Annotated in this window: 20 protein-coding genes; 6 read left to right on the top strand and 14 right to left on the bottom strand. The window is 61.0% G+C overall.

Annotated elements, in window-relative coordinates; genetic code table 11:
• Positions 1-3 precede the first annotated feature (3 nt).
• From NTCA1_RS23735 to NTCA1_RS23720, 4 genes are all read left to right on the top strand, one after another.
• On the top strand, positions 4-453 hold the full coding sequence (locus NTCA1_RS23735; RefSeq protein WP_056379772.1) for a hypothetical protein: 450 nt from the start codon (positions 4-6) through the stop codon (positions 451-453).
• Positions 454-512: 59 nt separating this feature from the next.
• The gene (locus NTCA1_RS23730; RefSeq protein ID WP_056379769.1) at positions 513-743 is read left to right on the top strand and encodes a hypothetical protein; all 231 of its coding nucleotides are present in this window, start codon (positions 513-515) and stop codon (positions 741-743) included.
• Between the two features lie 94 nt (positions 744-837).
• A complete protein-coding gene (locus tag NTCA1_RS23725; protein ID WP_070936432.1) occupies positions 838-1,200 on the top strand; it encodes a helix-turn-helix domain-containing protein in 363 nt (120 codons plus the stop codon).
• A complete protein-coding gene (locus tag NTCA1_RS23720; RefSeq protein WP_056379675.1) occupies positions 1,136-1,783 on the top strand; it encodes an IS630 family transposase in 648 nt (215 codons plus the stop codon). Before NTCA1_RS23725 ends, NTCA1_RS23720 begins: the two co-directional genes overlap by 65 nt.
• A gap of 12 nt (positions 1,784-1,795) precedes the next feature.
• On the opposite strand, the gene NTCA1_RS23715 is transcribed toward NTCA1_RS23720, so the two are convergent.
• From NTCA1_RS23715 to NTCA1_RS23675, 9 genes are all read right to left on the bottom strand, one after another.
• On the bottom strand, positions 1,796-2,839 hold the full coding sequence (locus NTCA1_RS23715; RefSeq protein WP_056379678.1) for a relaxase/mobilization nuclease domain-containing protein: 1,044 nt from the start codon (positions 2,837-2,839) through the stop codon (positions 1,796-1,798).
• Positions 2,826-3,377, bottom strand: coding sequence for a plasmid mobilization relaxosome protein MobC (mobC, locus tag NTCA1_RS23710; RefSeq protein WP_021223042.1), 552 nt, complete (start codon positions 3,375-3,377; stop codon positions 2,826-2,828). Before mobC ends, NTCA1_RS23715 begins: the two co-directional genes overlap by 14 nt.
• Before the next feature lie 190 nt (positions 3,378-3,567).
• Positions 3,568-4,593, bottom strand: coding sequence for a ParB/RepB/Spo0J family partition protein (locus NTCA1_RS23705; RefSeq protein WP_056379680.1), 1,026 nt, complete (start codon positions 4,591-4,593; stop codon positions 3,568-3,570).
• Positions 4,590-5,348: a ParA family protein gene (locus NTCA1_RS23700; RefSeq protein WP_191225260.1), complete on the bottom strand. Its 759-nt coding sequence runs from the start codon at positions 5,346-5,348 to the stop codon at positions 4,590-4,592. The genes NTCA1_RS23705 and NTCA1_RS23700 overlap by 4 nt, the downstream gene beginning before the upstream one ends.
• Positions 5,349-5,378: 30 nt before the next feature.
• Positions 5,379-5,726 (bottom strand): hypothetical protein, encoded by a 348-nt coding sequence (locus tag NTCA1_RS23695; protein WP_226998753.1) that lies wholly within the window; start codon positions 5,724-5,726, stop codon positions 5,379-5,381.
• A 9-nt stretch (positions 5,727-5,735) separates the two neighbouring features.
• Positions 5,736-5,987, bottom strand: a complete 252-nt coding sequence (locus NTCA1_RS23690) for a helix-turn-helix transcriptional regulator (protein ID WP_007016081.1) — start codon at positions 5,985-5,987, stop codon at positions 5,736-5,738.
• 106 nt (positions 5,988-6,093) lie between these two features.
• Positions 6,094-6,408, bottom strand: coding sequence for a single-stranded DNA-binding protein (locus tag NTCA1_RS23685; RefSeq protein ID WP_056379684.1), 315 nt, complete (start codon positions 6,406-6,408; stop codon positions 6,094-6,096).
• Between the two features lie 393 nt (positions 6,409-6,801).
• Positions 6,802-7,500 (bottom strand): recombinase family protein, encoded by a 699-nt coding sequence (locus NTCA1_RS23680; RefSeq protein WP_021223037.1) that lies wholly within the window; start codon positions 7,498-7,500, stop codon positions 6,802-6,804.
• Positions 7,490-8,224, bottom strand: a complete 735-nt coding sequence (locus NTCA1_RS23675) for a sigma factor-like helix-turn-helix DNA-binding protein (protein ID WP_056379686.1) — start codon at positions 8,222-8,224, stop codon at positions 7,490-7,492. Before NTCA1_RS23675 ends, NTCA1_RS23680 begins: the two co-directional genes overlap by 11 nt.
• Before the next feature lie 155 nt (positions 8,225-8,379).
• On the opposite strand from NTCA1_RS23675, the gene NTCA1_RS23670 reads away from it, so the two are divergent.
• Positions 8,380-8,637 (top strand): helix-turn-helix domain-containing protein, encoded by a 258-nt coding sequence (locus NTCA1_RS23670; protein ID WP_056379689.1) that lies wholly within the window; start codon positions 8,380-8,382, stop codon positions 8,635-8,637.
• 32 nt (positions 8,638-8,669) lie between these two features.
• Positions 8,670-8,930, top strand: coding sequence for a hypothetical protein (locus tag NTCA1_RS23665; protein WP_226998750.1), 261 nt, complete (start codon positions 8,670-8,672; stop codon positions 8,928-8,930).
• Between the two features lie 15 nt (positions 8,931-8,945).
• Here the strand turns inward: NTCA1_RS23665 and NTCA1_RS23660 are convergent, their stop codons facing one another.
• From NTCA1_RS23660 to NTCA1_RS23640, 5 genes are all read right to left on the bottom strand, one after another.
• Complete coding sequence (locus tag NTCA1_RS23660; RefSeq protein WP_056379691.1) at positions 8,946-9,185, bottom strand: hypothetical protein; 240 nt, start codon at positions 9,183-9,185, stop codon at positions 8,946-8,948.
• A 62-nt stretch (positions 9,186-9,247) separates the two neighbouring features.
• Entirely contained in the window at positions 9,248-9,469 is a 222-nt protein-coding gene (locus NTCA1_RS23655) for a hypothetical protein (protein ID WP_004213291.1), read from the bottom strand.
• A 231-nt stretch (positions 9,470-9,700) separates the two neighbouring features.
• Positions 9,701-10,174 carry a hypothetical protein gene (locus NTCA1_RS23650; protein WP_072598985.1) on the bottom strand — a complete coding sequence of 158 codons (474 nt, stop codon included), beginning with the start codon at positions 10,172-10,174 and terminating at the stop codon, positions 9,701-9,703.
• 617 nt (positions 10,175-10,791) lie between these two features.
• Complete coding sequence (locus NTCA1_RS23645; RefSeq protein ID WP_021223033.1) at positions 10,792-11,109, bottom strand: hypothetical protein; 318 nt, start codon at positions 11,107-11,109, stop codon at positions 10,792-10,794.
• Positions 11,110-11,330: 221 nt separating this feature from the next.
• Positions 11,331-11,609 (bottom strand): hypothetical protein, encoded by a 279-nt coding sequence (locus tag NTCA1_RS23640; RefSeq protein WP_191225261.1) that lies wholly within the window; start codon positions 11,607-11,609, stop codon positions 11,331-11,333.
• Between the last annotated feature and the right edge of the window lie 33 nt (positions 11,610-11,642).

Genomic DNA, 11,642 nt, shown 5'->3' with positions numbered 1-11,642 from the left:
ACGATGAACATTCCCCGGCCTGATCCAGTGGCGTCGAGAGACGTGTCAGATCTCGATCGTCACATTGAAACCTTGCTTCGCGTGATTCATTCCAGAAACCTCGCTTGGTCTGATCTAAGCGAAGTGGGTAAACAGATGGACCGCCCTCTGACGGACGTTGAGCAATTGCTTACAAATGTGGGCGACGACGCCCATGAAATCACCCTTGCTACCGAGACGATCATAACAGCCCTCAAGCTGCAACGTGATGCGCTCGCGATCCAAAGCTCTCGCCGTAGAACACGCTTCGGCTCGATGCTCCTGCTCATGATCCCCGTGTTCTTCGTAGGTTTGATGATTGGGACATCTTACGGGATAGATGAAGGTCGGGCGCGGGAGCGTGAAGCCTTAAAGTATCCGGTGCTACCCCAGCTGTCCGTAGATCGTGACAGGCTCAAAACTGACGGAAGGTAGAGCGGTGGCAGCTGCCACCGCTCGCGATCTCTTGATGGGCTATGGCCTCATGAGGCACGATGAAGAAATCTGACAGGGCAAAGAAACATACCGCCAAGGTAATCGAGGCGGCTGCACGCGCCCATGAAGCTCTCGATTATTTCAACGGCAACGTCACAAATCCGTTCGATGAGCTAACATGGCCCAGCATTGCCGAAGGATATCTTCTAGTCGCGCAGAAGGCGGTATCAGACGCCTTGATCGCCTTGGAACGTGCAAACAGCGTTGGTTGGACCAAGCACGGCAAGTAGCTAGAGTCGGATGCGACCAAGTTGAATCGGCGAGGATTCCCATCGGGCTGATTTTCTGATTCAGAGTGCTGGCTGGGACGGAGGCCGGCATGGGATGGGCAAGCCTTATTCAGATGATCTGCGCGACCGTGTCGTTGCGGCGATGGCGGCGGGGAGGAGCTGCCGTGACGTTGGGGCGGCGTTCGCCATCGCGCCGAGCACGGCGGGCAACTGGTATCGACGCTATCAGCGAACGACGAGCCATGCGGCGCGGCCGATGGGTGGCGACCGGCGCTCGAAGCTGACGGAGCAAGCGGGATGGATCGCCGATCGGCTGGCGCAGGCGTCCGAGCTGACGCTGGGCGAGGTGCGGGACGATCTTGCCAGGCGCGGCGTCGCGGTCAGTTACGCGAGTGTCTGGCGGATGGTCAGGCGGCTCGGGCTGCGGCACAAAAAAAAGGACCATCTTCGCGACTGAGCAGGACCGGCCCGATGTCGTCATCGCCCGCGACATCTGGCGCGCGGCGCAGGCCGGGCTGGACTTCGCTTCGCTGGTGTTCGTCGACGAGACCGGGACCACGACCAGCATGACCCGGCTGCGCGGCTGGGGTCGCAAGGGCAAGCCGCTCTACGGCCAGGCGCCGCATGGCCACTGGATGACGTCCACCTTCGTCGCCGGGCTCCAGCACGATGGCATCCTCGCGCCGATGCTGATCGACAGACCGATGAACGGCAGCATCTTCCGGCAATGGCTCGTCGAACACCTGATCCCCGAGATGCGGCCGGGCAGCATTGTCGTCTGCGACAACCTGCCGGCGCACAAGGTGGCCGGGATCCGCCAATGCCTCGAGGACGCCGGGATGGGACTGCTCTACCTCCCGCCCTACAGCCCCGACTTCAACCCGATCGAACAGGCCTTCGCCAAGCTCAAAGCCTTGCTACGCCGCGCCGCACCCCGATCGTTCGAAGCCATCTGCGACGCCCTCAAGCTCATCCTCAACCGCTTCAGGCCAGCCGAATGCGCGAACTACCTCCGACACTCGGGCTATGTGCAAACCTGAGCGAGTCTGACTCTAGCGTTCTGGCCCTTCACGCGAACGATCGCGGTCCCTAGATCGTTCGTTCTGCCTCTTCCGCTCGATCGCGGCAACCGATCGCTCATGGATTGTAGGCGTTCGCCCTGCCCCCACAAACTCCCGCACCTGGTCGGCAAGCTGGCGATCAGCTGGATCGCTGCTTACCTCAAGCCGCTTGGCGGCGGCTAGATAGCGGCGATGCGTCTCATTCCATGCCTGCCGCCCGCGCACCACGAAATCCGGAGCGGTGGACCGTCCCGCCAGCTGGTCGCGTGCGGCGGCAGTGATTTTCTGATTGGCAAACGGCGCAGGTGCGGTGCCGGCCATGTAGCGCTGCCGCATCCGATTCAGGGCCATGCTTTGACCGGCTCGGCCGACACCACGCGCTGCGCGAGGCGTTGCCTCCGCTGTAACCCCCCTCGCCCGCAATTCCTCGGCAAAGCGCTCTCGGTAATGATGCAGCGTTTGAGGTCGCGGGTTGAAGCGTCTTCCCGTGTCACCGCGCGCCGCAACCGTCACATGAACGTGGGGCCGCGGTGTGTCCGTATGCAGCGCCAGGACGTAATCCCACTCATGCCCGATCTCGCTCCGCGCGACCTCGCGCACCGCTGAAAGAACCTTGTCGGGGTCTGTCCCTGACGGCATCGAAAAAACCATGCTCACGGCGGCTACGGTAGAATTGTCACGCCAATAGACAGGATCGCCCCAATCGCGCGCCAGCTCCGCCCGATCTTCCTTGTCAGTCAGAATGTCGCCATCACGCGTTTCAAGCGGCACATCGCCTTTTCGACCGATATAGTCGAAATGCGCAGCCGCGTGGTTCTTGCCCTTCGGCCTGCCCGTAACCTTGACCATGACCTCCGGAGCACGGCTGACAACGCGGGCAAGCCGCGCCCGGGTGCTCCCGCCCTGGCCTGCCCGCCTCGAACTCAGCGAGCGCAGCAACATGTCAGCCCCGCGCCTGTTCGGGTCGCTGGTCAGCTTTGGTTTGAACAGCGCGGCGAGCTGTCCCGCCTCAAAGCTGCTGTCAAAGTCGCTCACTGGAAACCTCCCAATAGGACAGGTCAGCTTTCGTAGCAGCGCCGATACCTTCGACGGCAGCGCCGATCGCCGCGCGCAGGTCGTTGACCTTTTGCAGCTCGCCGGCGATCTCCGCTGCATTGTCCGCCAGCGCCATCTTGTTCGCGGCTCGGGCGATCTGATTCACGTTGCGCCCAATGCGCTGCAACGCCTGACGGCAATTCAACAGCTCCTCGCGCAATTCGCGATCGACAGGCGCGGCAATGCCGATGTGTCGCCGCACAAGAGCCATGGCCCAGGTCGCCGGGGTCATGCGGCGCTCTTTTGCGCGATGGCGGATCACGGCCAGTTCGGTTTCGGTCGGACGAAGATAAAGGCGATGCTCGCCAGCGGCCTCGCGGTCGGCAACAGGCGCGGCCTCGCTGGCCGCCCCGGACTGCCGGAGCACGGCGTCCACCAGCTGACGCATAAAGGGGCCGCGCCCTCCCCTTGTCTGCGCGAGCGCGTCGATCTTTGCGAGTTTGGTCGCCTCGATCTTGAAGCCCAGCGTCTTTTCCATGTGGGGTAGGTATCTCCCAACCGTGAAGCGCGATCCGATGGGATTGAGCGTAACGGTTAACATTAGCCGCCGCAAGGCTTATCCTGCCATACAGTAGATACCTACCCCACAAACAAAAAGCGGTGGCAACTGCCACCGCTCTAAATTCCACGTCGCCTCGATGCTGAGTGAACGTGGACGGTAAAAGCTATCAGAAGTCGAAGGTTTGGGGCGCGGCCTCGCCGTCGAACCGAACCGTAACCTGGCCGCTTAGAACAATCCCGCGACGGCCCTGAATGATGATGGCCGGTGCGTCGGTGGCCTCTTTCGGCTGACGAGGGGTGCGCGGCTTGTGATCGGAAGGATCGGCAAGCGTTGCGCCCTCCCCTTCCCGCTCGTCGGCGCGGGCATCCGGTTCGGGCCGCTCCTGACGTTCATCCGTCGCACTGGTGGCAACTGCCACCGGCGCGCGCGAAGTTTGGGGCGGCGCTGGATCGTCAATCGCTTTAGCGGCACCGGCCTGCGCACTCTCTTCCTCGGGAATGCCTTGGAGCGTAGCAAGAAACTGCTCACAGGCGGCGGCTGTTGGATTTTCGTTTGCGACCACGAAATTGCGCGTAGCCTGCTCGTCCAGCTCGATCGCGTGTTTGATCGCGACGGCGGCACGCGGAGAACAATTCTTCAACGCGGCGAGAATGTCCTCGGGCAAGGTGCGCAGCGAGTAGAGCCGCTTCACTTCCGAATGCGGCTTGGCGATGCGCGCGGCTAGATCCTTTGTCGAGAGCGTATCACTGACGCGGCTCGCGATGAAACTGACGCGCTCGGCCAGACTCAGGGCTTGGCGTTGCTCGTTCTCAAGAAACTGGTCGAGGCCAATATCGCGTTCGGCGTCCGCCTGATCCAGAACGGTGTCGATCTGATCGAAACCAAGCTGGCGGCACGCGCGATAGCGCCGCTCGCCGTAGCGGATGATGTAGCGACCATTCGACGTTGGCGCGACAACGATGGGTTGCAGCAAGCCGCGGTCCTTGATGGTCGCGGCCAGTGCATCAATCTCGGCCTGGTCGAACTCTCGGCGAACCTGCGTGGGGTCTGGATCAATGTCATCGAGCGGAAGGCGCTGAAACCGTCCAGCGGCCTTGAACTCGGTATTCGCGGGGACGGCCGAAAAGTCCATCGCGTCCATATCGAAGTCGGCAAAGCTCTTCTTCGCCGGTTTGACAGCTGCCTTGCTCATGCGGCCTCCCTCTCAGCTTGATCGACAATGTAGGAGACGACTTCGCGCACGATCGGCGCGCTACGCCGCGTGTCCTTTGCCAAGCGCCAAACGGGAACTTCGAGTAGAGCCGCCTCGCGCATGTGCTCGCGGTGTGGAATGGTGTGCGGCACCACATTGGCAGGAAGCGCCTGCCCAATGCGGTCCATCAGCATTTTTGAAACTTCGCTCGTTGTCTGAACGCGATTGAACACGATCCCGAACCGGGTCGCGTTCCCCTCCCCGCGCACCTTGTTTGCAAGGCTGATGCTTTGCGAGATTTCGTTGAGCGACTGACGCGCGGTTTTGTCGGGGTCCAGTGGGACCGCGACATAATCGGACGCAATCAAGGCCATGAGGTTCCGGCCATCCCACGCGGGTGCAGTGTCGATCACGCAGTAGTCGTAGTGCTTGGCAAGGCCGGCACGAATGGCGCGGACATAAGCGCCGATGTGCTGGCCTTGCTGCGGGCTGTCAGTCGTCAACTCGACGATCTGGCGTGTGTTCTTGAAACAGGCCAGCGCCGGAGGTTCTTTGTTCGGCTCGAAGTCAAGAATCGACTGAACCGGGCCGATCTGCTCGAACTCCGCTTTCAGCATCCCGGCACTGTGGCATTGCTTGTCCAGGTCCAGGACCACGACACGCTTGCCCTGCTCGGCCAGATGCCACGCGATATGACAGGTAAGCGTGGTCTTGCCGATGCCGCCGCGCTCATTGGTCACTACGATTGTTCGCATTGAGAATCCCTTCAATGGCTGCGCCACGGGCTACTTGTGCCAGCGGTTATGGGCGGCGCTGTTTCCCGATCCGAAGCGATACTGCGACTGCATATACCATGGGTTCGGATCGTCATTCAGGTTGAGGCCCTTGCCCTTGCGGCGCGGGCCGGTCTGTTCGGTCGGTGGGTCTTTGCCGAAGAAAACGATCAGCACGAAGACGGCGACGGCTCCCACTCCGAGCCAGCCAAAAGCGAAATAGGCCGCGAGTCCGACTGCAAGGACGACGATCAGCGCGATTGCCGCGATCGCAAGCCACAGGGCAAGCGATGCCCAAAGCATGACAGTCCGTAGCACGCTGGCTGCGCGCCGAAGTTTGCTGGCAATCTCACGGCGCATAGCGGCCTCCTAAGCTGTTCGGCTCTCGCCTCGCTCGGAGCCGATCAACTTAGGGAAAGGCTGCTCCCTGAAGATGTTCGGCACCTCGGTTCGCAGGGCACGCGACATACGGAGCGCCGTCAGCAAAGTGGCGTCCTGCCTGCCGTTCTCGATGGCCGCGACTGTTTCAGGTGAGACTTGAATCCTCGCTGCCAGCTCGGATTGCGTAAGTCCGGAAGCGACGCGCAAGCTCGCTACACGATTGAACAGTTTGGCCGCCACAGATGCCTCGCATAGTTATACCCTATTCTTGTTAGGGTCTGTAAATGGCATTGTCCACAAAAAAGGGCGGCCACCAGGCCGCCCGCTTTAGGTAAAGGAAGGGGGCTTAGTCAGCCCCGCCCCGAGCCAAGATACCCAGCCCCTCAGCGATCAGGTCCACCGAGTAGCGGGTTTCGCCATTGCTCTCGTAGCTGTTCTGGCGGACCCGTCCGGTGATGTGAACCAGGTCGCCCTTGCCCAAGTCAGCGGCGCGCTCTGCCAGCTGGCGGAAGAACGTCACGCGGTTCCAGTGCGTATCGGTCTTCCATTCATCGCCATCCTTGCGGTTGTAGTTCGCGGCGACGGAAACATGGGTGACTTTATCGGTCGTATCGACACTGCCAACGCGGCCGATGATCCGAAATTCAGCGATGTTCTGCATGGTAGTCTCCTTTGGATAAGCGTTGCTGACGGATTTTTTGCGGCGGAGCTGAGCCACGCGGGCAAGCTGAAAATGGGAGGGTCCGCTTGCGGAAACCCAAGGCCGAAGGCCGGTTTTCTGCTTGCCCGCATTAGTGGTGATGCGGAGTTCGTATCCGTCAGACAGCAACGCCCAAAGGAAACGGCCCGAGTAGATGCAGCAATTTGGACTGGCGGCGGTGGCAGCTGCCACCGGCCATTGGCGCTCATAGGTCGCTGCGCTCGATCGGCGCGGCGGCGATTGGAAAACCCTGTCGCGGTTCCGCCGCTCTTGCCCTGGCTGGTAGTCCGATGACGCGGGCAGGGGACTGCCGGTGGCAGCTGCCACCGGCTTGAAGCCGAACAGAAAGGGCGATCAGCGATTCCGCTCATGGTGATTTCGTTGAGGGCTGGGTTCTTGCACCTGGGCGGCACGGTGGGCCGCCCATACCCGCTTGACGGTGCTGCGGTCGCAATCGGCCAGCTCTGCGGTTTTGGCGATGCTCTTGCCCGCCTCGCGCAATGCCACAATGCGGGCGTGCGTTGCCCGATCGCCTTTGCGCCCTCCACTGCGGCCTGCGGCCTTTGCCAAGGCGATACCTTGGCGCTGTCGCTCGCGCCGATCGGTGTAATCGTCGTGGGCCATCTGCAGGGCGATCTTCAAGAGCATCGCCTGAACGGATTCGAGCACGATGCGGGCGATGCCCTCGGCGTCGGCCGCGAGGTCGGACAGGTCCACGACGCCGGGGATGGCAAGTCGCGCGCCTCGCGCACGAATTGTCTCAACCAGTTGCTCGGCCTCGGCCAAGGGAAGACGACTAATCCGGTCGATCTTCTCGGCAATCACCACTTCACCGGGTTGAAGATCGGCAATCATGCGCAGCAACTCGGGGCGGTCGGCACGGGCACCCGATGCCTTCTCCCGATAGACTGCCGCGACATAATAGCCCGCTGCCTTCGCCTCGGCCACGATGGCATCCTGTCGGCGTAAGTCCTGTGCATCGGTGCTGACGCGCAAATAAACGCGGGCGATCTGCGGCGCGAGGGCAGGGGACGGCTCAATATCAGTGGCCATCGTTTGTTGAAGCTTCCTTGCCTAGCTGGGGACCATCCGGGGGAGAAGCCAGCATGTTGGATATGCTGGCTTCTGCGCTCGCGATCGCATCGCGGATTTCATCGGCCTGTTCGCGCAGCGCCGCTAATTGGCGGTCGCGCGGCAAAATTGCCCTCAGCCAATTAGCGCGCTGCTCGATTTGAGCGATCTGTTCGGCAAAAAACTGAGCGTCGGATTTCATCCGATCAAGCTCAGCCTGCGCCATGCGTAGTTTACGGTTCCAAGCGGAATCGCGCGCCTTCGCTCGCCTGACCTCATCCCGGTCTTGCTTGGCCTTGCGCTTCCGCTCCTGATCTAGCGCCTTTTGCAAGGCATCGCGTTTCCTGATCCGCTCGGCCTCAGCCGCTTCATCATGCCGGCGCGCGATCAAAGCATCCAACGCCGAACGATCGTGAATGTCTATGTTGTTGCAGACCCATCTGATCCTTCGGAATGCCTTGTCCTCGATTTGGCCGATGCGGCTTGGCGACACACCGACGATCTTTGCAGTCGCGGCTAGAGTGAGCGCGGGAGAGGGGCCAAGCCCGATCCGCAAGCGGACAACCTGTTGCTCATGCGGCTCCAGCATCGCGATCAACCGCTCGATGGTTCGATGGTCGGTAATCGGCCTCTCCACATCGCGCTTTGCAAGCCGAGCTGCGAACAGCTCCATGGCCGATTTCATCGCGTCGTCCTGACCGTCCATGCAGGGTTTGAACCTCGCTCGTCCAAATATGGCGCACAATCTATACCATCTGCGCTAGGCGCGAAAGCCATGGCGCAGAAAGCCGTTTGAGCAACCCTATTGCGCCATGCCGTTGGAACCGACATTCTGCGCCTAGCGAAAAGGAAACGAGCGCGATGCCAACCCTACACCTGAAACGAACATCGCCGTTGATGACCCAGCTCGGGGCCAACATCGCTCGCGAACTAAAGAAACTAGGCATAACTCAAGGGGAGTTGTCCGAACGCTCGGGCGTTGCGGCGTCGCATATTTCATACATGGTTCGCGGACAAGGCAATCCAACGCTTGCGACCTTGGAGAGCCTTGCCGATGTTTTCAGATTATCGGTTGTCGAATTATTGGCAGCGGATAGCACTTCCGACGATAAGTCCTGAAAGGCAGTCGCTTTATTTGATTGGAACGATCTATGTCCAGTAACCCGCCCCGCGAATTTGACCGCCTGCCACAAGATGCGCCGTTGGTGCGGGCAATGGGGGGAGCACTCTCGATTTTTGCCACGCTGCTTGCGCGCCAAGGCATTGTCGAGACGGGCGAGGTCGCAAACTTGTTGGGTATCTATGCGGTAGCGACAAGCGAAGTCGATAACGAAGAGGGCATGATCTTGGGATGCTGGGCAGCTATGATCCGCGACGTGGCAGAGCAACAGCGCAAAGCCGCTCGCGGATAAACCCCGCGCATGGCGCTAGCCGTGCGCCGCCTCGATGTGCTGGGCCAGCTCGGCCAGATGATCGGGATCAAGTAGATCCTCTGCGGCAAGATCGACCGCGAAAAACTCGCCCTCACGGGGAGGCGCGCGATCGGCGGCAAACGCGGCCAGATAGGGCCGTGCCTCGTCCGTGGCGATCCAGCGCCAGAAAGCATTGCCCTGGCCGAATAAACCGCTCTCGAACATATCGAGCCGTGCTTGTGCGAAGTCGGTCAATTTGCGTCTCCTGACAATCGGGCGGTTCGGCAAAAAAAGGGAGGCCGAAGCCTCCCTTTGTCTTACTGGAACAGTTTGATGAATGCGGGCGCGAGGCCGATGACTGCGAGGACGAAACCGACACTGCCGATGACCCAGGTTTGCGCCGTCAGCTTGCTTTCGATTCCCTTGTTCGCCTCCTGAACCTTCACGGCGATATACTCCTCAATAGCCTCTACAACTTCCGCTGCGGCGTCGTCGGACAGATTAGCCGCTTTCAGTGCTCTAAACAATTTGATGTGCATCCGGTTCTCCTTCTCGTTGGTGACGGGAGACACCCGGCATGGGCACCGGCGCCGGCTGTCAGGGACCGCGAAGCGGCCGCGTTAGCGGGCGGTGGGGGAGCCGATTTGCGTAGCAAATTGGGGGAACCGCCGATCCTTGAAAGCTGGCGCGCACCCATGCCAAAATGCCACGACACACAGAGAGAAGAGATTGCACGGGCCGGGGTTCGATGCCCCGGCCCGTGCACGCGGCTACGGAGTTACGGTCAGCGCGGCCCCGGTGTTGAGGTTAGCATTGTAGTTGCAGCTAGACCCGAAATTCACCGAATTGAAAAAGAACGACGTTGCGTTGTTTCCGCTCTTCATAATGGTGAAGGGCACGTTCTGCGACGTGCTGCAACCATTGAGGTTGCCGCCAATGATCCTGAATCCATGCAGAACCCCGGTCGTAGCTGACGTAGCTGACCAGGTGGTGGCGGGCACCGAAAGCTGGCCGCAATTCGGATTGGTATCTCCGACACCGCCGGAAATTGTTCCGCCCGTGGATGAGGTGGTTTGCGCCTGCCAAGTCCAACCGCAAGCCCAAATATTACTGCCCTGAACCACGTTCCCACCTCCCTTGAGGGTGAACGGGTAGCTCGTTGGTGCAACGGTCGCTGCGAACGATGGGCTTGCCAGGGCAAGCGTCGCCAATGCGCCAAGCATGGCGCGAACAGCCATTTTCATGGCTCTCTCCTTTTCAGGTTGTGGGACCGGTCCTCGCGGTTATCCGGCTCCCGTTAGCGGGATCATTCCCCGCCCCTGAAAAGTAACGCGAAGGGGCGGGCCGACGCCAATCAACTTATTGTGATCGCTTGCTTGCGGTCGGTGGCGCGCAGGCTCATATCCTGATGGTTGGTGAGGAAGGCGTATGGGCGTAGCGGCAAATTCATTGAAGATATGCGCGTTGCTCTCGATCGCAGCGCCGGTTGCCGCGCAGTCTGCCAGAGAACACCCGCGCGTCGTCACTACGCCAGATGGCCGCACCGTGTATGTGGTGCCGGCGCAGCCGGGGGCTAGTCGCACGAACAGACCCCCGGTGCGAACCGTAGTCACGCCCGATGGCCGCACCGTTTACGTTGTGGAAGAACAGCCCAAGGACACGCGCAGCCCAAGGCAACGTTGCATTGATGAGGAAGTGGCGCGCGAAGGCGGTTCGCCTTCGCAGCTCACAATGGGCGCGATCGACCTAAAATGCAGCCAGCGTTAAACGATAAGCTCTAGGCCCGCACTGGATGGGGCACCGAGATCATCGGTTTCGGTCAACGGGCGAAAAGGGGCGGGCCAGGCCCGCCCCCCCGGCGTCAGCCGGATTGGCCGCGCTTTGCTTTGGCCTCTAGGACTAAGGCGACAAGCTGCGGATCAAAGCACTCGCCGCGCTCGATGTTGCGGATGCCGGGACCGTCCAGCACATCCTTGATGCGATCCGCAATGATCTGCGCCAGCTCGGCCGAAACAGCCTCGATGTCGGCGCTCGTCTTGCCGATGAACATCGGATCTTTCGGCCACATGCTCTCCGCATCGAAATGGTCCTTGTCGTTGACCGCATTCCTCAAGGCGTCGATCGCTGCATTTCCAAGCGCGCGCTCGAAAGCCAGCTGAGCGAACAGACGATGAGACATAACAACCTCCTTGTTGCCGGAATTGGCAAGGCCAAGGGGAGGGTCGCGCCGGGTCGGGTCAGGGACCGCGAAGCGGCCGCGCTAGCGGGCGGTGGGGGAGCCGATTTGCGCAGCAAATTGGGGGGACCGCCGATCCTTGATGCGGCCTGGTGCGTCCCTCATGCTAGGAGGACACTGACGGGGGGATTTAACAAATCAACGCCTGCCCGAAGGGCAGACCGCTACCTTGGGGCTTCCCTCGCCCGCACCATGGCGCTGTATTCCAGCAGTGCTTGCCGGACATTCTCATCATCGGTGACGGTAAGGGCATGACTGGTTGCGGACGCATGATCCGTCCGCATTTCAAGCCACGAGATACGCGCTGCATCTGGCTTCTGACGGTCCTGTTCCAGTGCAATTTGTTCGCTGTAACCGGCGATCACGTCATTGATCGCCTCAAGCGCTGCCTCATAGGCAATGGCCTGATCTTGCGTCCACAAGGGTTCTGAGGGGGCGTCCATAATCACAGGCTAATTTAAGGTGTCAAACCGCCT

Origin of the sequence: Novosphingobium sp. TCA1 (genome assembly GCF_009811895.1) — a bacterium.
Lineage (GTDB): Bacteria > Pseudomonadota > Alphaproteobacteria > Sphingomonadales > Sphingomonadaceae > Novosphingobium > Novosphingobium panipatense_A.
The sequence above is the reverse complement of the archived record's forward strand: the minus strand, read 5'-3'. Positions and strand labels throughout refer to the sequence as shown.

Excerpts from the sequence above, each read along its gene's own strand:
- NTCA1_RS23675 (WP_056379686.1), bottom strand. The coding sequence starts at position 8,224 with ATGGACGGTCAGGACGACGCGATGAAATCGGCCATGGAGCTGTTCGCA.
- NTCA1_RS23650 (WP_072598985.1), bottom strand. The coding sequence starts at position 10,174 with ATGAAAATGGCTGTTCGCGCCATGCTTGGCGCATTGGCGACGCTTGCC.
- NTCA1_RS23655 (WP_004213291.1), bottom strand. The coding sequence starts at position 9,469 with ATGCACATCAAATTGTTTAGAGCACTGAAAGCGGCTAATCTGTCCGAC.
- NTCA1_RS23725 (WP_070936432.1), top strand. The coding sequence starts at position 838 with ATGGGCAAGCCTTATTCAGATGATCTGCGCGACCGTGTCGTTGCGGCG.
- NTCA1_RS23665 (WP_226998750.1), top strand. The coding sequence starts at position 8,670 with ATGTCCAGTAACCCGCCCCGCGAATTTGACCGCCTGCCACAAGATGCG.
- NTCA1_RS23640 (WP_191225261.1), bottom strand. The coding sequence starts at position 11,609 with ATGGACGCCCCCTCAGAACCCTTGTGGACGCAAGATCAGGCCATTGCC.
- mobC (WP_021223042.1), bottom strand. The coding sequence starts at position 3,377 with ATGGAAAAGACGCTGGGCTTCAAGATCGAGGCGACCAAACTCGCAAAG.
- NTCA1_RS23695 (WP_226998753.1), bottom strand. The coding sequence starts at position 5,726 with ATGCGCCGTGAGATTGCCAGCAAACTTCGGCGCGCAGCCAGCGTGCTA.
- NTCA1_RS23680 (WP_021223037.1), bottom strand. The coding sequence starts at position 7,500 with ATGGCCACTGATATTGAGCCGTCCCCTGCCCTCGCGCCGCAGATCGCC.
- NTCA1_RS23700 (WP_191225260.1), bottom strand. The coding sequence starts at position 5,348 with ATGCGAACAATCGTAGTGACCAATGAGCGCGGCGGCATCGGCAAGACC.
- NTCA1_RS23670 (WP_056379689.1), top strand. The coding sequence starts at position 8,380 with ATGCCAACCCTACACCTGAAACGAACATCGCCGTTGATGACCCAGCTC.
- NTCA1_RS23645 (WP_021223033.1), bottom strand. The coding sequence starts at position 11,109 with ATGTCTCATCGTCTGTTCGCTCAGCTGGCTTTCGAGCGCGCGCTTGGA.
- NTCA1_RS23735 (WP_056379772.1), top strand. The coding sequence starts at position 4 with ATGAACATTCCCCGGCCTGATCCAGTGGCGTCGAGAGACGTGTCAGAT.
- NTCA1_RS23685 (WP_056379684.1), bottom strand. The coding sequence starts at position 6,408 with ATGCAGAACATCGCTGAATTTCGGATCATCGGCCGCGTTGGCAGTGTC.
- NTCA1_RS23730 (WP_056379769.1), top strand. The coding sequence starts at position 513 with ATGAAGAAATCTGACAGGGCAAAGAAACATACCGCCAAGGTAATCGAG.
- NTCA1_RS23705 (WP_056379680.1), bottom strand. The coding sequence starts at position 4,593 with ATGAGCAAGGCAGCTGTCAAACCGGCGAAGAAGAGCTTTGCCGACTTC.